This is a genomic window from Opitutia bacterium, assembly GCA_016217545.1.
Classification (GTDB): domain Bacteria; phylum Verrucomicrobiota; class Verrucomicrobiia; order Opitutales; family Opitutaceae; genus Didemnitutus.
Window position 1 is genome coordinate 211,581 of sequence record JACRHT010000002.1, and the last position, 21,228, is coordinate 232,808.

Below are 21,228 nucleotides of genomic sequence, written 5' to 3' on the forward strand. Positions count from 1 at the left end.
ACCCTCACGCGAACGTGACAACAGCAAACCTTCGCGAATTCCCCGAACCTTCCGGTCCCACCGTGCCGCCCGCGCGCGAGATTCTCCGCCGGCCGCACTCCCCGTCGTGCGACGCCGGTTCAAGTTCGGCGCCGGAGTGCCGATTTCAGGCGTGGTATGTTCCACAAGCTCGCAGCGCACGAGAACGCCTGGGTCGAGGCCGAGAACGTCGAGCGGCTCAAAACCGCCCTCACCAGCCTCGCCTTCGGTTTCGCCCTCTTGGTCGGCTTGGTCGGTCTCGTGATCGGTCTGCTGTAGCGCCGCCGGCGCTCGCAGTCCGCCGGCGCGACGGATGATCCGCCGCGCCGCTTCCGGAATTGTCGTCGAACAAAGGCGACCTCAGCCCTCGGCTCGCTGCCGCGCGTCGGCCTCGATGGCGGCGCGCAACGTATCGAGTGTGCTCCGGGCCTTAACTTTCGCCGCCGGTAGATCGGCCGCGCCTTGCACGGGCTCGGTGCCAAAGAGGTAGAACTTGATCTTCGGCTCGGTGCCGCTGCCACGCGCGGCGAACGAGTAGCCGTTCGCCAGCGTCACGAGGTAGAGGTCCTGCGCCGGAATCTGTTCGCCGTCGGCATCGAAGAATTTCTCGCGGCCGAAATCCTGGAAGCGCGTCACGCCGACGCTGCCGAAGTTCTTCGGCGGGCTCGCGCGATAGGTATCGAGGATGCGCTTGATCTTCGCCGCGCCGCTCGCGCCCTCGTAGTAGATGTTGATCACGCCCTCGAGGTAGAAACCGCAGCGCAGATAAATCTCATCGAGATACTCCGGCACGGTCAGCCCGCGCGACTTCACCCACGCGCACAGTTCGGCGAACATCAGGCAGGCCGCGTTGCCGTCCTTGTCGCGCAGGAAATCATTCGGCAGGTAGCCGTAGCTTTCCTCGGTGCCGAACAGGTAGAACGTGCTGTGCTGCTGGAGCAGCTTCGCGCGCTCGCGGAAGGGCGTCGCGTCGTAGTTGAAGCCCGCGCCCATCGCGGCCGTGAGCTTCTGCTCATAGCCGCGCATCTTGCCGGCGATCCACTTGAAGCCGGTGAGCGTGTTGATGACTTTCACACCATGCGCCTTGCCGACGGCGTCCTGCAGCGGCGTCGTGACGAAGGTTTTCACGAGACACGCGTTCTGCGTGCCTTCCTGGGGAATCCAGCCGAGCTCCTTGTATTTGGTGACGCGGTAATCGGCCAGCAGCGCGCCGACTTGGTTGCCCGAAAGCAGCTCGAGCTTGCCGGCGCGATTGCGCACCGCGACGCCCATGCGGTCGCTGTCGGGATCGGTGGCGAGCACAGCGTCGTGGCCGCCCTTCTCCGCGAGCGCGACCGCCATGGCGAGCGCCTCGGCGTTTTCCGGATTCGGCGACTTCACCGTCGGAAAACGCGAATCGAACGCGGCCTGCTCCGGCACTTGCGTCACGTGCACGCCGGCCGAAGTGAGCAACGGCATCGTGGAGACGCCGCCGACGCCGTGGATGTTCGTGTAGACGACGCGAAGGTTGGCCTGGCGCACGATATCGTGATCGATCGCCGCCTGCGCGGCGACGTTGAGGTAGGCGTTATCGGCGTCGCGGCCGAGCGTCGTGACCTTGGAAATGTCGGCGGTGAGAAACTCGCCCACTGCGGAGAGCGGCACGGCGTTGACCTCGGTGACGATGCCCTTGTCGTGCGGCGCGATGACCTGCGCGCCGTCGTCGAAGTAGGCCTTGAAGCCGTTGTCGTGGGGCGGATTGTGGCTCGCGGTGATCACGACGCCGCAATGCGTCTTCAGCCAGCGCACCGAGAAACTCAGCTGCGGCGTGGAGCGCGGGCCGTCGAAAATGAAGGCCTCGCCACCGAGGCGCGTCCAAGTCGACGCGGCCAGCTCGCAGAAGTGGCGCGAGAAATGGCGGACGTCGTGCGCGATCACGATGCGCGGCTTCGCGGCGCTCTTCTGCGACGCAAGGTATTTGGCGACGTAGCGGTGCAGGCCGACGACGGCGCGCACGAGCGTGAAGTCGTTGAGCATGTTCGCGCCGACGCCCGCGTGCTCGGGCGAACCGGCGGCGGAGAGCGTGCCGGTCTCAGCCTTGGCGCCGACCGCGCCGATCGTGCGACCGCGCATGCCGCCGGTGCCGAACTCGAGGTAGCGGTAGAAGCGGTCGTTCAGCTCGGGCCACTGCTCGCGCTCGATCAGCTCGGCCATGCTCTGCTGCGCCCAAGCGGGCAGACCGCCCTGCCACCAGGCGGTGAGATTTTCGACGGTGCTCGGGAGGAGTTGGCCCGCCTGCGCGGCGGCTTGGACTTTGGACGGGAGCGGAATGGACATGGGAGAAAAGGACTCAGTTAAACACAGAGGTCACGGAGGACACAGAGGGAAATCAGCGGTCGTTTGCCAAGCGAGTGATGCCATCGACAAGGCGCGGGACGTGAAAGTTGATAAGCAGGCCAATCGCGTGACCCGTTTCGCGGATGTAGGAAAGCACCTGCGCCCGATGCACCGGCAAAACCGCCTGAACGGCCTTCAATTCCACCAGCACCGCGTTCTCTACGATAATATCAGCGCGAAATGCCACGTCGATCACCTCGCCCTTGTAGGTCAGCGGCACCGAAACCTGTCGCGTGCAAGCCAAGCCGCGCAGCGAGAGTTCCCGAGCCAGGCAGCTCTCGTAAGTCGATTCCAGCAGCCCGGGTCCTTTCTCGCGATGCACTTCGATTGCCGCGCCAATTATCCTCTCCGTAAGTTCGTTAATCGAGTTCATGGTAGTGGAGGCCCGTGACGCCAACATCTGCCCACGGACCTCACTGAACTCAATTCCTTCCTCTGTGTCCTCCGTGACCTCTGTGTTTAAACCAATCATTCGAGATACAGATTGTCGGTCACCTGAGCCGGGCGCTTTTGCCACGAGGTTTTCACGGTGTCGGGGTCGTAGCCGAACAGCGGGGAGATTTCCAGCTTCTGCACCGGCAGGCCGGTCGCGTCGGTCGCGACGCTCGCACCGGCCGCATTCAACCAGCGGGCGAACTGCCGCTGCTGGTCCTCGCTCGAGGTCTTCGGCGAGTCGACGCCCTCGGCGTTTTTCACCGGGCTGAAATCGTCCGCACGGTTCGTCTCGATCACGATCGGGTTCTGCGCGAAGGGCAGCGCGTCGAAGACGAACATCTCGAACTTCACGCCGTTGGGCTTCTCGGGTTTCACCGGCGCGCCGTTCGCGTCGACCGTCGGGATCTTTTTGTCCGCGCGGTGGAACCGCAGCGCCACACCTTCGCCGCCTGCGGCCATGCGGCGTGCGAAATCGCGATCGATGATGTGGATCGCGATGCTGCCCGCGATGAAGCGCAGCGCGCCGTCCGGCCGCGTCTCACGCTGCATCGCCATCGGCATGTCGCTGTATTCGACGACGACGAGTCGGCCGTCCTGCACGCAGAAGTGCCCGACCTTTTCCTCAGCGTAGGCTTTCGGGACCATCTTGCTCGACATCTCCGAGCGCGCGAGGAGGTGAAAGCCGATGAACTCGGCGTCGATGCAACGCACCAGCGGGTTGTCGACCTGGAAATAGCTCAGCGTGTCGATGCCCTCGCGCGCCATGAGGTCGAGCGCGCCGCTGCGATGGAGCGCGCGGAGCGAGCCGCCGTGCCCGTCCGGGCTGAGCGCGATGCTGCTCTTCGTCTCGAGAAGGATTTTGCCCTCGAAGTTCACCGCCGGCATGCGGCCTTGGCGGAAGAAATGCACGTGCGAGCGTTCGAGGCCGAAGAACTGGTGCTGCTCGAAAAACGCCTCGGTCTGCGCGTGGTTCGCGTGACTGGTCATGATGAACCAGTGCAGCGGCTTCCCGTAACGCCGTCCGGCCGCGAGGAGTTTCTCCGCGAAAACTTGGAAGAGCGGCTTCCGCTTCACCGGCGTGACCGGGAACGTGCCTTTCGGTCCGTCGTAACCGAGCCGCGTGCCCTGCCCGCCCGCGACGACGAAGGCCGCGACGCGACCGGCGCGCAGCGCCTCCTCACCGACGGCGCGCGCCTTCGCCCATTTCGCGGCGTCGCCGCCGTGCGTCGGGAGCGGCTCATAGGGCGCGGGTTCGAGTCCAGCGACATTCGCGGCCGAAGCCGCTTTCTCGACGACGAGCGAGCGATGCAGCTCGGCGATTTCCGCGAGATCGATCTCGGCCGCCTGTGCGGCGAGCGCGTCGCGCTCCGCGGGGTTCAGCTGTGGCCAGAAGGCGAAGACCTGCCCCTGGCCGGCGGCGTTGAATTTCGCGATGAGTTCGTCGTGCGTCATGGCGTGCGTTTGTCGTCGGGGAAACGGAAGATGAATTCGCCCTCGCGCACGTAGCCGAGCTTCTTGCGGATGACTTCCTCGACGAGCGCGGGATCGTGTTGGAGGCGCTCGAGGTAGCGTCGCTGTTCCGCGAGCTTCACCTCCGCCTCCTCAAGTTTGCGGCGATTGTGCGCCTCCTGCGCGCGCAGCAGCGAGAGGTCGCGATAGAGTTCGAGAAAGAAGAGTCCCGCCCAAATCGCCACACCCGCGAACAGCGCCACATAGACCGAGGTGATGACCTTGTTCCAGTTCAAGAAGGGCCACAGCTAAGCGGGCGCGCGACACGAGCGGCAACGCTTTTTGAAGCTTAGTTCACAGCGAATTTTCGTGCGTTTTCAGGAGGCGACCGGATACTTCCGGCCCGATGTATCAGAGTTACTACGGTCTCACGGAGATGCCTTTCCACATCACTCCGGACCCCAAGTTCCTCTACCTAAGTCCGCCCCACCAGGAAGCGCTGCAACACCTCAAATACGGCGTCACGGAGCGGAAGGGTTTCATCGTGCTCATCGGCGAAGTCGGCTGCGGCAAGACCACGCTCTGCCGCCGTTTCCTCAGCGAACTCGATCCGCAGCACTACGACACCGCGCTCGTGCTCAATCCCCGCCTCACCGAGACGCAGATGCTCAAGGCGATCATGACCGAGCTCGGCGAGACGCACCCGGCCCGCAGCAAGAACGACCTCGTCGCGCAGATGAACCAGGTCCTCCTCGCCCGCATCGCCGCCGGCCGCGAGATCGTGCTCATCATCGACGAGGCGCAGAACCTCTCCTTCGAGGTCTTCGAACAGGTCCGCCTCCTCTCGAACCTCGAGACCGACAAGCAAAAGCTCCTCCAAATCGTCCTCATGGGACAGCCCGAGCTGAAGGAGAAGCTCGCGCAGGAGGAACTCCGCCAACTCCGCCAGCGCATCCTCGTCCACTACGAGCTGCGCCCGCTCACCCGGCCGGAGATGGACCAATACATCCAGCACCGCCTGACGCTCGCCGGCAGCGCCGGCCGCCCGCACTTCACGAAATGGGCGCTGCGCCACCTCTACCGCCACAGCCGGGGAATTCCCCGCATCATCAACAATCTTTGTGACAAGTCCCTCCTCTCCGCCTTCATTCGCGACTCCGATGAAGTCACTTACTGGGACGCCCGCCGCGCCTCGCGCGACCTCGATCGCCTGACCGAATGAGCCTGATCAACGACGCCCTGAAAAAAGCCCAGCGTGAGCGCGGCGAAACTCCGTCAGTCTCGAACGCACCGATGCCGGGCGGCGGCAGTGCCACCGCCGCGCGCGCCAGTGCGAAGAGCGGCTCACAACCCAATTTCCTGCTCCTCGGCGCCGGCGTTCTGCTCGGCGTAGTCGTTGCCGTCGCCGCCGTCCTCTGGCTCCGCCCCGCGAGCACACCCGCGGCCGCACCGGCTCCGGCCACCGTCGCCAGCGCGCCCCGCCCCACCGAGTCGCCCGCTCCAACACCGGCGTCAGCGTCGGCCACCCAATCACCCGCGCCCGTCACCGCGACCACGGCAGCGGCCACTCCCGCAAAGCCCGTCGAGTTCGTTCCGACCGTGAAAACCGAGCCGACCGTCGTCGCCTCCGCGACGCCGACTCCGGCACCGTCGTCCGTCGCGCCGACCGTCGAACCCGCCGCGCCTGCAACCACGACTGCAGCGCCCGTCCACAGCGGGCCGCCCGCGCCGTCCGCCCGCATGGTGGAGGCCATCGAAGGCTACCGCGTCACCGGCATCCGCGCCGGCACCGGTGCCGACGCCAAGGTGCTGATGAACGATCGCGTCTTCCGCCTCGGCGACACCGTCGACCACTCGCTCGGAATCAAGCTCATCGCCGCCACGCCAAACTCGCTCACCTTCCGCGATACCGCCGGCGCGACCTACACGCGGAACTTCTAGAGCCTTTTCTGTTTTTCAGTAGCCGGGCTCGCTGAGCCCGGTCGGCGCGTCTTCCCTCGGGAAAGCCCCTTTCCGGGGTCAGCGACCCCGGCTGCATTATTTCTGAAAATGCGGAAGACGCGGTCAGTAAGCCGAGCCCGGCGGACGGAAAACCTGCCGCAGCGTCGCGAGCGTGATCTGCACGTCGAGCCAGATGGACCACTCGGCGATGTAGCGCAGATCGCGCCGCACGCGCTCCTCGAGCAATTCCGGGCTGGTGATCTCGCCGCGCAATCCCTCGCTCTGCGCGAGCCCCGTGATGCCCGGTTTCACGTAGTGCCGCGTGCGATAGGCTTTCGCGCGACGTTCGAATTCCTCGTCGAGCAACGGCATCACCGGTCTCGGCCCCACGACGCTCATCTCGCCGATGAGGACGTTCCAGAATTGCGGAAACTCGTCCAAGCTGTGCCGGCGGAGGAAACGTCCGAACGGATACACGCGCGCGTCGTCGCGGCTCGCCTGCAACGCCTCGGAACGCGCGTCCGCGGGTGCCACGTGCATGGTGCGGAACTTCAGCATCGAAAACTGCTGCCGCTGCTCGCCCGCGCGCGCACGGATGTGCAACAACGGCCCGGGCGATTGCCGGCGCTGCACCAGCCACACCACCAGCGCCAGCGGCGGCAGCACCAGCACCACGACCGGCAGCGCCACGGCGATATCGAACACGCGCTTCATCGCGCGATTCAAAGGCTCCTCGAGTGGCTCGTCGTGGAGCGTGAAGTAGTGTTGCCCACCGACCTCGACCGACACCGCCGGGTGCCCCAGCCGCTCGTCGATGTCCTGGCGCAACAGCACGCGCGCGCCCTCGGTCTGGCAAATCTCCACCGCGCCGCGCACAAGCGCGGACTCCGCGGGCAACTCCCAAAAAATCACCTGCCCCGCCCGGGACCGCCGGATCAGTTCGGCCAGTTCCCCGCTCGCGCCGAGCCAGCCGCGCAGTGGCGGAATCGAGCCCTCGGGCAACGCCTGCCACGACACGTAGCCGGTGACGTCCAAGCCCAGGTGCCGGCGCCCCGCCAGCCACGCTTCGATCTCCGGCATGTTCTCCGCCCGCGCCAGCACGAGCGCCGGGATGCGCGCCCCGCCGCCATAGACCAACCCCGCCAGCCAACGCGGCAACACGACGTGCAGGATCGCGAGCCCGCCCCACACGAAGACCAAGAAAGTGCCGAGAAACAGGCGGCTGATGCTCCGGTCCTGCGTCGCAAACATCATCGCGAACACCACCAGCGCCACCACCGCCACCTGTTGCGAGGCGAGCGCCAGCGCCCCGCCCGCGCCGAGTTCCGTCAACCGCCAACCCCGCGCGCTCACCGCGCGCCCCGCCAGCAACATTCCGAGCACCACGCTCAGAAAATAGGGCATCAGCGGCGTCTCGGTGGTGACGCGCACGATCTCCGACAGGAACTCGATCGTGAACTCCGCGTAGACCCAGAAGAACAACGCCACCAGCAGCAACGCGGCGGCGCTGTGGAGTTCCGCGAGTCCACGGTGACGGTTGAGCAACATCCGGCCGGACGCTACACGGCGAACCTCGCCCGGCAAGCCTCCGCGTCGGCGCCGCCCCTCGCGCGCCGCCCGCCGCCACGATGGATCGGTCCATCCCCGTTCGCAGCCGGTGCGTGGACGCTGACACGCACTTCCCGCTGGCCAGTGCGATGCGGCGCGATTTTGCTCCTCCTCCCGATGAACGAGCGCCTTCTTCAGGAAAACTTCCGCCAACGCTACGGCCGCGCGCCGCAAGTGATCGCCCGCGCCCCGGGCCGCATCGAGTTCATCGGCAATCACACCGACTACAACGGCGGTGCTGTGATCGGCGCCGCGATCGACCGCTACGTGTGGGTCGCCGCCGCGCCCGCCACCGACAGCCAGCGCCTCCGCTTCGCGTCCGGCCTCGACGGCCAGACCATCGAGATCCCCGCGGCGCACAGCGCGAAGCTCACCGGCGCCGAGGCGTGGATCAACTACCCGCGCGGCGTGTGGCGCTCGCTGGGAGATTTCAACCTGCCCGCGCCCGGCGCGTTCGACCTGCTCGTCGCCTCGAACCTGCCGACTGGCGCCGGACTCTCCAGCAGCGCCGCGCTCGAACTCTCCACCGCCCTCGCGCTCCTCCAACTCGCTGGCGCGCCCGCGCTCTCGCCGGCCACCCTCGCCGCCATCGGCCGCCACGCGGAGAACATCCATGTCGGCGTGCCGTGCGGCATTCTCGACCAAGGCACCAGCGCCTTCGGCCGCGCCGGGCAGCTCGTCCACATCGATTGCCGCGGTCCGTCCTTCTCGCTGCTGCCGCTGCCTGCCGACGTAAGCCTGTGGGTGTTCAACAGCCTCGAGAAACATGCGCTGGTCGACGGCCTCTACGCCACGCGCCACCAGGAATGCAAAGACGCCTCCAGCGCGCTCGGCGCGACCTGGCTCACGCAGGTGTCGCTCGCGGATTTCAACGCGCGCGCCGACCGCTTGCCGCCGAAGCAAGCCGCGCGCGCGCGCCACGTCATCGAGGAGAACGACCGCGTCGCCGCCGTGGTTCGCGCGCTCGACGCGGGTGACCTGCGCGCCGTCGGCGAACTGCTGAAAGCCTCGCACCGCAGCTCGCGCGAGCTCTTCGAAAACAGCACGCCTTCGCTCGACTCTCTTGTCGAACTGCTCAGCGCCGCGCCGGGCGTCTACGGCGCTCGCCTGACCGGCGGCGGCTTCGGCGGCGCCGTCATGGCGCTGACCGACCGCAGCTTTAACGCCGAGTCCGCCGCGCAAATCGCCACCCGGCACGCCGCGCGCCAGCACCCGACTCCCGAGGTGATCCAGCTGCGCACGGGCGACGGCGCGAAGCTCGTTCCGCTGGCCTGAGCGGCCGCGCAGCGCAGCCGCGGAACACTCCGCGCGATCGACAAAAGCTCCCAACGTTCGCCGCGGTCGCCCCGGACGATCCGCCGTGGTTTGCCCATAGTCGTCGCAGCACGCTCGCCTCGCCACGCCCCTCTCCGCATCGTCCGCGCATGCTAACCCCACGTTTGCGCGCCATCCTGGTCGGCGGCGGCATCGCCGGAATTTGCGACATTTCGTATGCCTGCGGTTTTTGGGCGCTGCGCGGCGCCGCGCCCTCCCGGGTGCTCCAATCCGTTGCCAGCGGCCTCCTCGGTGCAAACGCCTTCGACGGCGGCGCAACCACCGCGGCACTCGGCCTCGCGCTGCATTTTCTCATCGCGCTGCTGTTCGCCGCCGCGTTCGTGCTCGCGAGCGAGCGGATCGAGATCCTCGCGCGGCGCGCAATCCTCTGCGGCGCGATCTACGGTTTTCTCATCTTCTGGCTGATGAACCTCGTGGTGCTGCCGCTGTCGGCTTTTCCACGCAAGGTGAGCTTCGCCCCTGCGGCGACGATCAGCGGCCTCCTCGTGCACACGTTCCTCGTCGGCGTGCCGATCGCGCTCGCCGCCCGCCGGGCCGTGCCGCGGCAGGCGCGCGCCTGACCGCTTGCCTCCGTCTGCTCAGCCGCAAAAGTGGCGGCATGAAAGCGCTCCACGCGGACCAGCTCTGGACCGACTACAGCCCGCTCAAGCTTGCCGGCCTTCCCGTCGGCCGACGCCTGTGCGTCGCGCGCAACGCGCACGGCAAACTCGTCGTGTTTTCGCCCCTGCGCGGCTCACCGAAGAATGTCGCCGCGATCCGCCAACTCGGCGACGTGGCCGCGTTCGTCGTGCCCAGCCGCTTCCATGATCTGTTTTTCCCCGACTATTTCGCCGCTTTCCCGAACGCGCGCTTTCTCGGCAACCGCGGCGTGATCGCGGAGCACCCCGACTGGCCGCTGCATGAAATCACCGCCGACCTGCCGGAGCTGGCCGGCTTCGATTCGCTGCTGCTCGCGGGCATGCCGAAGATGGATGAACAAATTTTCCTGCACCGCGCCTCGCGCACGCTGATCGTCGCCGACGCGCTGTTCAACGTGCCGCAACCCGCCGGCCTGCTCGCGCGACTCGTCGGCTCGCTCGCCGACATCGGCGGCGGCGCGCCGCGCCAATCGCGGTTCGGCCGCATCAACGTCAAGGATCGCGCCGCGTTCGCCGCGGCGTTGCGCGCTATCGCGGCGTGGGATTTCGAGCGCATCGTGCCGGGGCACGGCGAGGTCGTCGAAAGCGACGGCCGACGCGTGTGGCGCGAGGCGTTTCGCGCGCTGGCCGAGTGAAGACCGACGGCGACTACTTCGCCGCCTCGAGATTCAGCTGCACGTAGACGGGGCGGTGGTCGCTCGCGTCGCGCACGCCGGCGCCGTCGTGGATGCGCGCGTTGCCTTTGCCTGCGACGAACGATTTCAGGCCGGCCGAGACGAGGATGAAGTCGATGCGACTGTAGCTGTCCTCGGCGCGGTAAAAATGCGTCCACATCTCGCCACGCGAGTCGTAGGCGCGGAGCAATTCGCCGAGCGGCTGGTTGCCACGCTTGAGCAGGGCGCGCACGGGCTTGCTGTTGCGCGAGTCGTTCCAGTCGCCGCACACGATGAATTTCGCCTGCGCCGAATCAGGGAAGCGCGTGAACACGAGGTCGCGCACCGCCTCGGCCTCGAGCTGCCGCTGGATCGTGCCGTCCGGGTCGTCGGGGCGCTCGGTGCGTTTGCTCTTCAGGTGGATGACGAAGACCGTGAGATCGCCCTCGCTCGTGGCGAACGTCGCCTCAAGGACACCGCGCTTCACGACGTCGGCCTGGCCGAAATACTTAATCGGGACCTGCGTGTGGCGCTTCACGTCCTTGAACGGGAGCTTCGAGAGGATCGCGACGTGGCGCTCGGCGTCCGCGCCTTCGAGCACGGTGGCGTGCGGGTAGTCGAGCCCCGCGGCCTTGAGGTCAGCTTGGAACTCGGCGAGGAACGGCGGGCCGCCCATCTCCTCGACCGCGAGGATGTCGGGCGCGAAGCCGAGGAGCGATTGCACGAGCGCCTTCTTCTCACTGTCGGGCTTCGGGTAGGCCTTGCGATAGACGCCATCCGCCATCCGGTCGGCGATGTTGTAGTTCTCGACGTTGTAGGCGGCGACGGTGAGAGCGGACGCGAGCGCAGCCGACGCGAGCGTCAGCAATCCCAGGACGCAGCGGCGCAGAAGGGTGACGGGAAGCATGGCGGGCAGCCAAAGGCGATTCCACGGTCACGTCGACTTCGTTTCAACCGACGACGAACCGCGCCCAACCGGGCAAGGAATACGCAACATTCCGCCATGGGTGCGTGATCCGAAACGGCAAACGTGCCGAAGAAATCGCATACGCCGCGTGTCGGGCCCAGACGCGCGCCCAACTCCGTCCCCTCGCCCCACCCTTGTTCTCGGTCTCCTTTTCCATTTTCAATTCCCGGCGTTTGCACGCGCCCGGGGGGGGCGCGCGCAGGCACTGAGGGAGCGTCATGCCCGCACCGTCCTCAGCCGGCTCGCCCGTCGATCTTGTCCGCCGCGCCGAAGCGGCGGCATTCCGCGTGCTTTTGCTCCTCGCCAGCGCACTGATGGGGAGCCACGCGACGCGTGGCGTCGTGCGCGCCAAGCTTCTCGCCACAGTCTTGGTGCTGGGCACGCTGCCGCTGCTCATCGCGCTCTACGTCTTGCCCGTGCAAGTCCAGCGGACGCTGACGCACCAAGGGCACAATTACCTGCGGCAAGTCGCGCAGGATCTCGTCAACCTCACGCACAACGAAATGCAGCGCCACTTGGAGACGGCGCGCAGCTTGGCTCAGGTCGACGCCATCGCCACCGCCGTGTTGCGCCGGCATGCCGGCGAACTCGACGCCAAGGGACTCGCCTCGGCCAACCGCCAGATCTCGGCCCTCCTCCGCGGCCTCGCCGCCCATCACTACCAAGGCATCTTCCTCGCGGACGCGAACGGCCACACCTTCGCCGGCGCGCTCCGCGACGGTCCCGCCAACGCCTATGCCGCCATCGACATCAACGATCGCGCCTATTTCAGCGCCGTGCGCAACCTCCGGCAGCCCGTCGTGAGCGATCCGCTCCATTCCAAAATCGGTGGGGTGCCGATCGTCGTCGTCGCCGTGCCGATTCTGGACACCACAGGTGAGTTCGTCGGTCTGCTCGGTTTGTCGATGGAACTCGGACATCTCTCCGGTCTGCTCAGCAGTCAGAAGTTGGGGGAAACGGGATATCCCTTCGCGATCGATCGCCAGGGATTGTTGGTGGTTCACCCCGATCCGGCCCGCGCGTTCAAGCAGACGATCAACGATGTTCCCAGCGCCATCGCTCTTGGGATGAAAATGCAGCGCGGGGAAAGCGGTGTGGAGGCTTACGTCCTGAACGACGGCGCGCGCAAGATCGCGGCGTTTGCCCCCGAGCCGCTTTCCGGCTGGAGCATCGCCGCCTCCATCGAGGAAGCGGAGTTCTCGGGTCCGGCCCAGCGGATGCGCCTGATCATCCTCGCGCTCATCGTGGCGTGCGTCGTCGCCGCCGCGGTGCTCGCGGCCATTTTCGCCGCCGGACTCGAGCGACTCAACCGCAGCCTCGCCGAGGTGCGGGCGAGCGAATTGAAACTCGCCCAGCAGGCCGCTCTGCTCGACCAGACCAACGACGGCATCCTCGTGTGCGACCTCGAAGGCGTGATTCGCTTCTGGAACCGCGGCGCGGAACGTCTCTACGGCTGGACGGCGGAGGAGGCGATCGGCCGACGCCTCCACGAACTTCTCCACATCGACGAAGTCCTGGTGCGCGCCGGCATCGAAGGCGTCCTGCACACCGGCTCGTGGTTCGGCCATGTGGAGAAAAAGACCCGGTCCGGCAAAGTCCGCGTCCTCGACTGCAGTTGGACGCTGCTCCGCGACGAACACGGCAACCCCCAATCGATCCTGACCACTGACACCGACATCACCGAGCGCCGCGAGATGGAGTCGAAGTTCCTGCGCGCGCAACGCATGGAAAGCATCGGCACCCTGGCCGGCGGCATCGCGCACGACCTGAACAACCTCCTCTCGCCCATCGTCGTCGGTCTCGACCTGCTCAAATCCTCGCCGCGCAGCGCCGAGGACCACCGCATCTTCAATCTGATGGAGCAAGCGTCGACCCGCGCCACCGCGCTCGTCCGGCAGGTGCTGTCCTTCGCCCGCGGCGAGGAAGGCGCGCGCGTCTCGGTGCACATCCGCTATGTCGCTCGCGAGGTCGCCTCGATCGTGCAGAGCACTTTCCCCCGCAACATCACGTTCCGCCTCGATTGCGCGAAGGACCTCTGGCTCGTCCACGCCGACCCGACGCAGCTCAACCAGGTGATCCTGAATCTCTGCGTCAACGCCCGCGACGCCATGCCCGACGGCGGCCAGCTCACCCTCGCCGCCCGCAACGTCGAGTTGGACGAGCAATTCTCCGGAGTAAACCACCACATCGCGCCCGGTCGCTACGTGGTGGTCGAGGTCGCGGACACGGGCACCGGCATCCCGCGCGAGATCATCGATAAGATCTTCGATCCCTTCTTCACCACCAAGGAACGCGGCAAGGGCACCGGTCTCGGGCTCTCCACCGTGCTCGGCATCACCCGCGCCCACGGCGGCGCCGTGAACGTCTACAGCGAACCCGGGCAGGGCAGCGTCTTCAAAATCTACCTGCCCGCCAGCAACGTCGCGCCCGCCGCGCCAACCAGTCCGGCCGAGCCCGCAGTGCCGTCGAGCGGCGCCGGCAAGACGATCCTGCTCGTCGAGGACGAGGACATCATCCGCGACGTTACCCGACGCGCGCTGGAGTTTGCCGGCTACAGCGTGATCACCGCAAACGACGGCGCGCAGGGCTTCGCCCTGTTTCATCGCCATCGCGAGGAAATCGATCTCGTCCTCACCGACATGATGATGCCGATCATGGACGGCGCGGCCCTCGTCGCGGCGCTCCGTCGCGTCGATCCGCAGATCGTCGTGATCGCGGCCAGCGGCCTGAACGACAACAACAACCAGATCAAAGCCGCGCAGGCCGGCATCTCCCATTTTATCTGCAAACCCTACACCACCGCCGCGCTCCTCGCCGCGATCGCCCGGGCCACCGCGCCCGCTCGCCGCTAGCGGCGAGCGGTGAGCGCGCGCTCGCGCTCCGTGATCGTCGGGTGCGAATAGTAGACGGCGCTGTAGAGCGGATGAGGCGTCAGGTTGGTGAGGTTTTTCTGCGCGAGCTTGTGCAGCGCACCGACCATCGGCGCGGCGGAGCCCATCGCATCCTTCGCGAACGCGTCGGCTTCATACTCGTGCTTGCGCGAGATCCAGTTGCCGATCGGCGAGAACCAGAATGTCGCGAGCGATCCGAGCAGCGCGAAAAGCAGGAAGGTCGGCGCGAGCGCGCCCGCCGGCAGGCCGAACGCGGTGTTGAACCACGGCGCCTGCACCAGCCACGCGATGACGGCAAAGCCGCCGAATTGGAGCAGCGCGCCGGTGATCAGCCGCTGCGGGATGTGGCCGCGCTTGTAGTGCCCGATCTCGTGCGCGAGCACGGCCTCGAGCTCCGCCTGCGAGAGCTGCGCCATGAGCGTGTCGAAGAGCACGATCCGTCGGAAGCGACCGAAGCCGGTGAAGAAGGCGTTCGAGTGGCCGGAGCGTTTCGAGCCATCCATCACTTCGATCGTCTCGGCGTGGAATCCAGTGCGATCCGCGAGCGCGAGCAGGCTGTCGCGCTGTTCACCGTCGGCGAGCGGCGTGAGCTTATTGAAGAGCGGCAGAATCAACTTCGGATAGAGCACGAGCATCAGCAGCTGAAACCCGAAGAGCAGCGCGAAGCCCCAAATCCACCACGAGGCTCCGGCCCACGTGACGAGCTTCAGCAGCGCCCACGCCAGCGGAAAACCGATCGCAAGGCCGAGGAACCAGCCCTTGACCTGGTCCGTGATCCAGAGTCCGAGCGTGCTCTTGTTGAACCCGAAACGCGCCTCAAGGCGGAACTGTGCCCACCACTCCAGCGGCAGGCCGGGCAGGCTCAGCAACATGAAGGTCACGACCAAGAACAACGCCCCACTCCACGCCGCACCCGGCGCGAGCGCGTCGAATTTCGCCCAGAGCCACGGCAGCAGCCCGCTGAAAAGCGCAGCGGCGAGCACCGCCGCATCGTAGACGAACTCCACCGACGCGAACCGGCTCTTCGCCAGCGTGTAGTCGCTCGCGCGCGCGAAAGTCGCGTCGTCCATGATGTCCGCGAGCCGCCCGGGCGGCACGCCGCCGTGCAGGCGCGTCTCGGAACGGTTGAGGAACTCGAGCGCGAGTTGCGCGACGAGGCGGAGCAAAAGAAGGACGGAAACCGCGAGCGGCAACCCATGCATGCCGAAGATGCAGAACAGGTTTCGCGGGCCGCGCGAGCTTGAACCGGGAGCAGCTCCCGCCGGGTCAAAGATTGATTGAAAAGGCTCTGCCCCGACACACAGTGGCCCTCGTGGAATCTGACAAGAACGCCAAACCCAGCTTTGAAACGGCCCTCGCCCGCCTCGAAGCCATCGTCGACTCGATGGAACAGGGCGACGTGCCGCTGGCGGACTTGTTGGCCAAGTATGAGGAGGGCACGAAGCTGCTCAAAGTCTGCGAAGCCCGCCTCAAAGATGCCGAACTGAAGATCGAAAAGCTGAAAAAGCAGAAGGACGGCACCGCGACTTTCGAGTCGTTCGAGCCCGCGCGCAGCGAGTGATCGCCGCGCTTTTCCCCGCCCAGTCTACCGAATGAGCTCCTCCCGCCTCCTCGACCGCATTGCCGGTCCCGCCGACGTCAAGGCCCTCGCGCCCGCCCAGCTCCCGCAGCTCGCGCAGGAAATCCGCGACGACATCATCACCGTCACCGCCAAGAACGGCGGGCACGTCGGTCCGAACCTCGGCGTCGTCGAGCTCACGATCGCGCTGCACCGCGTCTTCAACACGCCCGAGGACCAATTCGTCTTCGACGTCGCGCACCAGGGCTACGTCCACAAGCTCCTCACCGGCCGCGGAGGCGCCTTCTTCAAGGGCCTGCGCAAGACCGACGGCGCGTCCGGCTTCCTCTACCGCCGCGAGAGCCCGCACGACGCGTTCGGCGCCGGTCACGCCGGCACGGCGCTTTCCGCCGCGCTCGGCATGGCCACCGCCCGCGATCTCCGCGGCAGCAGCGAGCACGTCGTCGCCGTGTGCGGCGATGCGGCCTTCACCTGCGGCGTCACGATGGAGGCGCTCAACAACGTCGTCAGCTCCACCAAGCGCCTCGTGGTCATCCTCAACGACAACGAGTGGTCGATCGCCAAGAACGTCGGCGCCATCGCCAAGTATCTCAACAAGCTCAGCACCAGCCCGACCTACAACAAGCTCCACCACGACGTGGAGAAGTTCTTCCTCGGCCTGCCGCACGGCAGCGAGATGAACCAGTTTTATCTGAAGTGGAAACGCGAGACGAAGGACTTCTTCGTCAACTCGTCGCTCTTCGAAAAATTCGGCCTGCGCTACGTCGGACCGGTCGACGGCCACAACGTCGACGAATTGGTGAAGAACCTCGAGTTCGCGAAAAACTGCGACGGCCCCGTGCTCGTCCACGTGCTGACGAAAAAGGGCAAAGGCCTCGAAGCCGCCATCGCACACCCGGAGAAATTCCACGGCGCGAGCCCGTTCGATCCCGCGACCGGCGAGAGCGTGAAGAGCGCCGCCGGCACACCGCCCGCCTACCAGGACGTGTTCGGCGCGGCCCTGACGAAGTTCGCCAAGCAGAACCCGAAAGTCCTCGGCATCACCGGCGCCATGCCGAGCGGCACCGGTCTGACACAGCTCAGCAAGGAAGTGCCCGGACAGTTCTTCGACGTCGGCATCGCCGAGGAACACGCGGTGCTCTTCGCCGCTGGTCTCGCCACGAAGGGCTTCCGCCCGGTCTGCGCGATCTACTCGACGTTCCTGCAGCGCGCCTACGACATGGTCATCCATGACGTCTGCCTGCAGAACCTGCCCGTGACGTTCTGCATGGATCGCGCCGGCCTCTCGCCCAACGACGGCCCGACGCACCACGGTCTCTTCGACATTTCGTATCTCCGCTGCGTCCCGAACGCGGTCATCATGCAGCCGAAGGACGAGGACGAGCTGACCGACATGCTGCACACGTCGCTGCAGCTCCCCTCGCCCGCGTTCATCCGCTACCCGCGCGGCGCCGGCACCGGCGTGAAGATCAAGGCGCAACCCGCCGTCATGCCGATCGGCCACGCCGAAGTGCTCCGCGAAGGCTCGAACGTGATGATCTGGGCGCTCGGCCCGATGGTGCAGGAAGCACTCAAAGTCGCCGACCGCATCGCCGCCGAAGAGGGACTGTCCGTCGGCGTCGTGAACGCGCGCTTCGTGAAGCCGCTCGACCGCACGCTGCTCCTCTCGCAGGCCGCGTGCATCCCGCTGATCGTGACGCTCGAGGACAACGTCGTTGCCGGCGGCTTCGGCAGCGCGGTGCTCGAGGCTTTGCAGGAAGGCGACTGCCAGACTGCCGTCGAGCGCATCGGTTGGCCGGATAAATTCGTCGAGCACGGCAGCAGCGTGGAAATCCTCCGCGCCAACTACGGCCTCGGCACCGACGACATCGTCCGCCGCATCAAGGAGCGCTACAAGCGCCTCGGCACGGCGACGGTTGAAGCGGAAGTGTGATCGGCCCCACCAACCGGTCTGCCACGCCCGCGCGGATGTCGCGGGCGTTTTCGTTTTCCCGGCCAATCGCCTCTCGCTCATTCCCTCCTCTCCTCGCGAGGTGCGCGAAGCACGCCGGGGCGATACAGCGGATTTTTTCGTCGCCGTGCCCCGAGCCATGACTGCCTGCGAGGCGTGCAGCCGGAGGGCGAGTTCCGTCCGCTCCGCCGCATTTTCGAAAATAATGTAGCCGGGGTCGCTGACCCCGGAAAGAGGCTTTCCCGAGGAAAAAAGCCCCCGCCGGGCTCAACGAGCCCGGCTACAGAAAACGCCCTGGCAAGAGCCGGCCGCCACTCCGCCCTCATTCCAGCAGCGAAAAAGAAAAGCCGCGTGGGCGACACGCGGCTCGAAATTCATCGGAGCGAAAGCCGGCTTAGTTCTTCCCGCCGCACTTCTCGCAGTTCTTGCCCTGCTTCGCCGCCTCGATGCAGCACTTGTGGTCGCACGAGTGGCCCTGCTTGGCTGCCTTCTCGCAACACGGAGGCCGCTTTCCCTCTGCCGCGTCGGAGACCAGGTAGCCGAGGGCGATGCCGAGGACGATGATGGCGCAAAGACGCAGAGTTCTCATGTGGGTGACGAGGGTGACCAGTTTCGATTTTTGGGGTGGGCCGATGCTCACCGCCGAATTGATGCCCTTGGGACGGGGTTGGGGCGGGGAAAATTCAATCGACGAGCAACGTGGGGTTGGTGCGGGTAGCGGGAGTCGAACCCGCCTCTCAGCTTTGGGAAAGCCGCATAATAGCCGATATACTATACCCGCGAAAGAACGGTCCTGAAGCCATAGCGGCGGGCGCGACGCGGGCAAGTCACGAATAGTGGCGCCGTCCGTCGAGAGCGCTTTTCAGGGTGACCGCGTCCGCGTAGAGCACCCCGCCGCCGCTCGGCAGGCCGAAGCCGATGCGAGTGACCTTCACGCTTTCGCCACCCGGCAGGCGCTCAGTTAGAAAATGGCACGTCGCCTCGCCTTCGACATCGTTCGAAAGCGCGAGGATCAACTCGTTGATCTCCCCGGAAGCGAGCCGCTCGAGCAGCGGCCCCAGATTAAGATCCTCCGGCGCCACCCCGCGGATCGGCGAAAGTTTCCCGTGCAGGACGTGATACCGTCCTCGATAGGCTCCCGAGCGTTCGATCGCGGCGAGATCAGGCACGTTTTCCACGACGCACACCTGGCCGGTTGCGCGGCGTTCGTCGGCGCAAATCGGGCAGAATTCCTCTTCCGCCAGGTTGCCGCATTTCGCGCAGCGTCGCACCGACTTGGCAGCCGCCTGCAACGCGTTGACGAGCTCCGGCAATTTCTGCGGCTTCTCGACGAGCAGGTGCAGCGCGATGCGTTCCGCGGAGCGATAGCCCACTCCCGGCAAGCCCTTGAGCTGCTTCTGCAGATGCTCGAGCGCCGGAGTCATCGCTGCGTCAGAACATTCCCGGCATCTGGAAGGCCGAGGAGATGCGCTGCATCTCGGAATCGTTCAGTTCCTTCGCCTTGGTCGCGGCTTCCTGCACGGCGTTGAGCACCGTCTCCTCGATGAGCTTCGGCTCTTCCTTGAGGAACTCGGGGTCGAGTTTCAGCGCGAGGAACTTGCCCGCGCCGCTGATCTTCACCTGCACGGCGCCACCGCCCGCAGTGATGTCGATCTCGCGCGTTTCGAGGGCCTTTTGCATGTCCTCGATCTGCCGCTGCATTTTCTGAGCTTGTTTGAGCAATTTGCCTACGCCGGCCATGGTGAATTCGGGTTGAAAACGAGTGAGCCGAAATTGCGCCGCGCGCCGCGGAGCGAGGCAAGGCTAGACTTTTCCGAGCAGCGGACGGTAACCCGCCCGGAAGTCCGGAAACGCCGGTGTCCAACCGAGCACGCGACGGATTTTCTCCGCGACGATGATGCGATCCGGCGTCGGCTCGCCGCCCTTGCGCACACTCGCGACCGCGCCGTCGAACTGCGGCGCAGGCACACCGATCTCGTGCGCCAGCCAACTGACCAGCTCCGCCCGCGTCGCCGGGGCGCCGTCGCTGAGATTGAACCCCTCGCTCGTCACTCCCGCCGACGCGGCGAAACACGCCAGCATCGCCGCGACGATGTCGTCGCGATGGATGAGATTCATTCGGAAGTTTGGCTCGCCGCCGAAACGCGTCTGGCCCGCGCGCAGCGCGTTCAGCAGATAATGCCGGCCCGGCCCGTAGATGCCCGCGCAGCGCAGCACGAACGACCGCGCGACTACCGCCGGGGCTGCTCCACGCAACAAGTTCTCCGCCTCCACGAGCACGCGTCCCGTCGGCGAAGCGCCCTCCGTCGACGCGCTTTCCTCCACGCGCGCTCCCCCGCCCTGCGGATAGACGCCGGTGCTGCTCGTGTAGGCGAGCGTGCCGACCGGCGCACGCGCCGCCCACGCGAGGATCGACCGCATGCCGTCGACATAAGAGGCACGGTAACCCTCGGGCGTCGGCGCCGACGCGCTAACCGTGTTGGCCACAAAATCGGCCCGCTCGATCCGTCCGTGCCAGCCATCGTTCGCCAAGTCCGCTTCGACCACCGCCACACCTCGCGCGCGCAGCGCCGACGCTTTTTCTGCGTTTCGCGTCAACGCCGTCACTCGCGCGCCGCGTGCCAGCGCCGCGTCCGCGAGCGCGGACCCGACGTAGCCGCAGCCGAAGATGACGAGATGTTTGCCAGCGAGGGAGCCCACGGCGGGAAGTAACAAGCAACCATGAGCAGGTAACAAGGGGCGAATCGCCGAACGCGAACGACGCCGCCGCGAGAACGCCTCTTGTTCCTTGTCCCTTGTTCCCTGATACTTCTCCCCATGCCCACCGTGCTCACGCTGCTCGCCGATGGTTTTGAAGAGATCGAGGCCTTCGCGCCGGTCGACCTGCTGCGCCGCGCCGGCGTCGAGGTCACCGTCGCCACGCTCAACGACAACCGCCACGCCACCGGCCGCAGCGGCATCGTGGCGCACGGCGACGTGGCGCTCGCCGCCGTCGGCGAATCGCTCTTCGACCTCGTCTTCCTGCCAGGCGGCGCGGGCGTCAAACTCCTACGCGCGGATGCCCGCGTGCGCGAAGTTGTCCTCCGCCACGCCTCCACCGACCGCTGGCTGGCCGCGATCTGCGCCGCGCCCACCGTATTGAACGACTGCGGTCTGCTTGCGGGAAAACGTTATACCGCGCACTTCTCCGTGGCCGGCGAGCTCCCGGCCATTCTGTTCGACGAACGGGTCGTGACCGACGGCAAGATCACCACGTCCCGTGGAGCCGGAACCTCGATCGACTTTGGCCTCCACCTCGTCCGCTTGCTGAGCGGCGACGAAAAAGCCAAGGAAATAAGCAAAGCCATTTGTTTCTAAGGCTTTGCGCGAAAAAGCGCATTGCCTCCG

The 21,228-nt window shown here is 66.3% G+C and carries 21 protein-coding genes and 1 tRNA gene; 10 read left to right on the top strand and 12 right to left on the bottom strand.

Features of this window, described 5'->3' with window-relative positions:
* The first annotated feature begins 156 nt into the window (after window positions 1–156).
* Entirely contained in the window at window positions 157–297 is a 141-nt protein-coding gene (locus tag HZA32_00990) for a hypothetical protein (GenBank protein ID MBI5422629.1), read from the top strand.
* Window positions 298–378: 81 nt separating this feature from the next.
* On the opposite strand, the gene HZA32_00995 is transcribed toward HZA32_00990, so the two are convergent.
* The 4 genes from HZA32_00995 to HZA32_01010 all read right to left on the bottom strand — a co-directional run bounded on the left by HZA32_00995 (window position 379) and on the right by HZA32_01010 (window position 4,574).
* Window positions 379–2,328, bottom strand: a complete 1,950-nt coding sequence (locus HZA32_00995; protein ID MBI5422630.1) for a phospho-sugar mutase — start codon at window positions 2,326–2,328, stop codon at window positions 379–381.
* A 58-nt stretch (window positions 2,329–2,386) separates the two neighbouring features.
* Window positions 2,387–2,767 (bottom strand): GxxExxY protein, encoded by a 381-nt coding sequence (locus HZA32_01000; GenBank protein MBI5422631.1) that lies wholly within the window; start codon window positions 2,765–2,767, stop codon window positions 2,387–2,389.
* Between the two features lie 95 nt (window positions 2,768–2,862).
* Window positions 2,863–4,281 carry a UDPGP type 1 family protein gene (locus tag HZA32_01005; GenBank protein ID MBI5422632.1) on the bottom strand — a complete coding sequence of 473 codons (1,419 nt, stop codon included), beginning with the start codon at window positions 4,279–4,281 and terminating at the stop codon, window positions 2,863–2,865.
* On the bottom strand, window positions 4,278–4,574 hold the full coding sequence (locus HZA32_01010) for a septum formation initiator family protein (GenBank protein MBI5422633.1): 297 nt from the start codon (window positions 4,572–4,574) through the stop codon (window positions 4,278–4,280). The genes HZA32_01005 and HZA32_01010 overlap by 4 nt, the downstream gene beginning before the upstream one ends.
* A gap of 110 nt (window positions 4,575–4,684) precedes the next feature.
* On the opposite strand from HZA32_01010, the gene HZA32_01015 reads away from it, so the two are divergent.
* Window positions 4,685–5,500 (top strand): AAA family ATPase, encoded by an 816-nt coding sequence (locus HZA32_01015; protein MBI5422634.1) that lies wholly within the window; start codon window positions 4,685–4,687, stop codon window positions 5,498–5,500.
* Window positions 5,497–6,219: a hypothetical protein gene (locus tag HZA32_01020; GenBank protein MBI5422635.1), complete on the top strand. Its 723-nt coding sequence runs from the start codon at window positions 5,497–5,499 to the stop codon at window positions 6,217–6,219. The genes HZA32_01015 and HZA32_01020 overlap by 4 nt, the downstream gene beginning before the upstream one ends.
* 123 nt (window positions 6,220–6,342) lie before the next feature.
* Here HZA32_01020 and HZA32_01025 read toward each other — a convergent pair whose 3' ends face one another.
* The gene (locus HZA32_01025) at window positions 6,343–7,767 is read right to left on the bottom strand and encodes an exopolysaccharide biosynthesis polyprenyl glycosylphosphotransferase (GenBank protein MBI5422636.1); all 1,425 of its coding nucleotides are present in this window, start codon (window positions 7,765–7,767) and stop codon (window positions 6,343–6,345) included.
* Window positions 7,768–7,944: 177 nt separating this feature from the next.
* On the opposite strand from HZA32_01025, the gene galK reads away from it, so the two are divergent.
* The 3 genes from galK to HZA32_01040 all read left to right on the top strand — a co-directional run bounded on the left by galK (window position 7,945) and on the right by HZA32_01040 (window position 10,435).
* Window positions 7,945–9,102 carry a galactokinase gene (gene galK, locus HZA32_01030; protein MBI5422637.1) on the top strand — a complete coding sequence of 386 codons (1,158 nt, stop codon included), beginning with the start codon at window positions 7,945–7,947 and terminating at the stop codon, window positions 9,100–9,102.
* 149 nt (window positions 9,103–9,251) lie between these two features.
* Window positions 9,252–9,722, top strand: coding sequence for a hypothetical protein (locus tag HZA32_01035; GenBank protein MBI5422638.1), 471 nt, complete (start codon window positions 9,252–9,254; stop codon window positions 9,720–9,722).
* A 38-nt stretch (window positions 9,723–9,760) separates the two neighbouring features.
* The gene (locus HZA32_01040; protein MBI5422639.1) at window positions 9,761–10,435 is read left to right on the top strand and encodes a hypothetical protein; all 675 of its coding nucleotides are present in this window, start codon (window positions 9,761–9,763) and stop codon (window positions 10,433–10,435) included.
* A 13-nt stretch (window positions 10,436–10,448) separates the two neighbouring features.
* Here the strand turns inward: HZA32_01040 and HZA32_01045 are convergent, their stop codons facing one another.
* On the bottom strand, window positions 10,449–11,360 hold the full coding sequence (locus HZA32_01045; GenBank protein ID MBI5422640.1) for an endonuclease/exonuclease/phosphatase family protein: 912 nt from the start codon (window positions 11,358–11,360) through the stop codon (window positions 10,449–10,451).
* Between the two features lie 278 nt (window positions 11,361–11,638).
* Here HZA32_01045 and HZA32_01050 point away from each other — a divergent pair, with 278 nt between their 5' ends.
* Complete coding sequence (locus HZA32_01050; protein MBI5422641.1) at window positions 11,639–14,272, top strand: response regulator; 2,634 nt, start codon at window positions 11,639–11,641, stop codon at window positions 14,270–14,272.
* Here the strand turns inward: HZA32_01050 and HZA32_01055 are convergent.
* Complete coding sequence (locus tag HZA32_01055; GenBank protein ID MBI5422642.1) at window positions 14,269–15,513, bottom strand: M48 family metallopeptidase; 1,245 nt, start codon at window positions 15,511–15,513, stop codon at window positions 14,269–14,271. The genes HZA32_01050 and HZA32_01055 overlap by 4 nt on opposite strands.
* 182 nt (window positions 15,514–15,695) lie before the next feature.
* Here HZA32_01055 and xseB point away from each other — a divergent pair, with 182 nt between their 5' ends.
* Both xseB and HZA32_01065 read left to right on the top strand, forming a co-directional pair.
* On the top strand, window positions 15,696–15,872 hold the full coding sequence (gene xseB, locus HZA32_01060) for an exodeoxyribonuclease VII small subunit (protein MBI5422643.1): 177 nt from the start codon (window positions 15,696–15,698) through the stop codon (window positions 15,870–15,872).
* A 31-nt stretch (window positions 15,873–15,903) separates the two neighbouring features.
* A complete protein-coding gene (locus tag HZA32_01065) occupies window positions 15,904–17,823 on the top strand; it encodes a 1-deoxy-D-xylulose-5-phosphate synthase (GenBank protein MBI5422644.1) in 1,920 nt (639 codons plus the stop codon).
* Between the two features lie 412 nt (window positions 17,824–18,235).
* Here HZA32_01065 and HZA32_01070 read toward each other — a convergent pair whose 3' ends face one another.
* From HZA32_01070 to HZA32_01090, 5 genes are all read right to left on the bottom strand, one after another.
* On the bottom strand, window positions 18,236–18,430 hold the full coding sequence (locus HZA32_01070) for a hypothetical protein (protein MBI5422645.1): 195 nt from the start codon (window positions 18,428–18,430) through the stop codon (window positions 18,236–18,238).
* 117 nt (window positions 18,431–18,547) lie between these two features.
* Window positions 18,548–18,622: transfer RNA gene (locus HZA32_01075), tRNA-Gly, on the bottom strand.
* A gap of 46 nt (window positions 18,623–18,668) precedes the next feature.
* Window positions 18,669–19,265 (bottom strand): recombination protein RecR, encoded by a 597-nt coding sequence (gene recR, locus HZA32_01080; GenBank protein ID MBI5422646.1) that lies wholly within the window; start codon window positions 19,263–19,265, stop codon window positions 18,669–18,671.
* Between the two features lie 7 nt (window positions 19,266–19,272).
* Complete coding sequence (locus HZA32_01085; protein ID MBI5422647.1) at window positions 19,273–19,581, bottom strand: YbaB/EbfC family nucleoid-associated protein; 309 nt, start codon at window positions 19,579–19,581, stop codon at window positions 19,273–19,275.
* A 63-nt stretch (window positions 19,582–19,644) separates the two neighbouring features.
* Window positions 19,645–20,541 (bottom strand): NAD-dependent epimerase/dehydratase family protein, encoded by an 897-nt coding sequence (locus HZA32_01090; protein MBI5422648.1) that lies wholly within the window; start codon window positions 20,539–20,541, stop codon window positions 19,645–19,647.
* A gap of 117 nt (window positions 20,542–20,658) precedes the next feature.
* Here HZA32_01090 and HZA32_01095 point away from each other — a divergent pair, with 117 nt between their 5' ends.
* On the top strand, window positions 20,659–21,198 hold the full coding sequence (locus HZA32_01095; protein ID MBI5422649.1) for a DJ-1/PfpI family protein: 540 nt from the start codon (window positions 20,659–20,661) through the stop codon (window positions 21,196–21,198).
* Window positions 21,199–21,228 lie beyond the last annotated feature (30 nt).

Coding starts and splice junctions, on each gene's coding strand:
- HZA32_01025 (MBI5422636.1), bottom strand. CDS start 7,767: ATGTTGCTCAACCGTCACCGTGGACTCGCGGAACTCCACAGCGCCGCC.
- HZA32_00990 (MBI5422629.1), top strand. CDS start 157: ATGTTCCACAAGCTCGCAGCGCACGAGAACGCCTGGGTCGAGGCCGAG.
- HZA32_01095 (MBI5422649.1), top strand. CDS start 20,659: ATGCCCACCGTGCTCACGCTGCTCGCCGATGGTTTTGAAGAGATCGAG.
- HZA32_01070 (MBI5422645.1), bottom strand. CDS start 18,430: ATGAGAACTCTGCGTCTTTGCGCCATCATCGTCCTCGGCATCGCCCTC.
- HZA32_01015 (MBI5422634.1), top strand. CDS start 4,685: ATGTATCAGAGTTACTACGGTCTCACGGAGATGCCTTTCCACATCACT.
- galK (MBI5422637.1), top strand. CDS start 7,945: ATGAACGAGCGCCTTCTTCAGGAAAACTTCCGCCAACGCTACGGCCGC.
- HZA32_01040 (MBI5422639.1), top strand. CDS start 9,761: ATGAAAGCGCTCCACGCGGACCAGCTCTGGACCGACTACAGCCCGCTC.
- recR (MBI5422646.1), bottom strand. CDS start 19,265: ATGACTCCGGCGCTCGAGCATCTGCAGAAGCAGCTCAAGGGCTTGCCG.
- HZA32_01035 (MBI5422638.1), top strand. CDS start 9,252: ATGCTAACCCCACGTTTGCGCGCCATCCTGGTCGGCGGCGGCATCGCC.
- HZA32_01050 (MBI5422641.1), top strand. CDS start 11,639: ATGCCCGCACCGTCCTCAGCCGGCTCGCCCGTCGATCTTGTCCGCCGC.
- HZA32_01020 (MBI5422635.1), top strand. CDS start 5,497: ATGAGCCTGATCAACGACGCCCTGAAAAAAGCCCAGCGTGAGCGCGGC.
- HZA32_01000 (MBI5422631.1), bottom strand. CDS start 2,767: ATGAACTCGATTAACGAACTTACGGAGAGGATAATTGGCGCGGCAATC.
- HZA32_01005 (MBI5422632.1), bottom strand. CDS start 4,281: ATGACGCACGACGAACTCATCGCGAAATTCAACGCCGCCGGCCAGGGG.
- xseB (MBI5422643.1), top strand. CDS start 15,696: ATGGAACAGGGCGACGTGCCGCTGGCGGACTTGTTGGCCAAGTATGAG.
- HZA32_01085 (MBI5422647.1), bottom strand. CDS start 19,581: ATGGCCGGCGTAGGCAAATTGCTCAAACAAGCTCAGAAAATGCAGCGG.
- HZA32_01055 (MBI5422642.1), bottom strand. CDS start 15,513: ATGCATGGGTTGCCGCTCGCGGTTTCCGTCCTTCTTTTGCTCCGCCTC.
- HZA32_01065 (MBI5422644.1), top strand. CDS start 15,904: ATGAGCTCCTCCCGCCTCCTCGACCGCATTGCCGGTCCCGCCGACGTC.
- HZA32_01045 (MBI5422640.1), bottom strand. CDS start 11,360: ATGCTTCCCGTCACCCTTCTGCGCCGCTGCGTCCTGGGATTGCTGACG.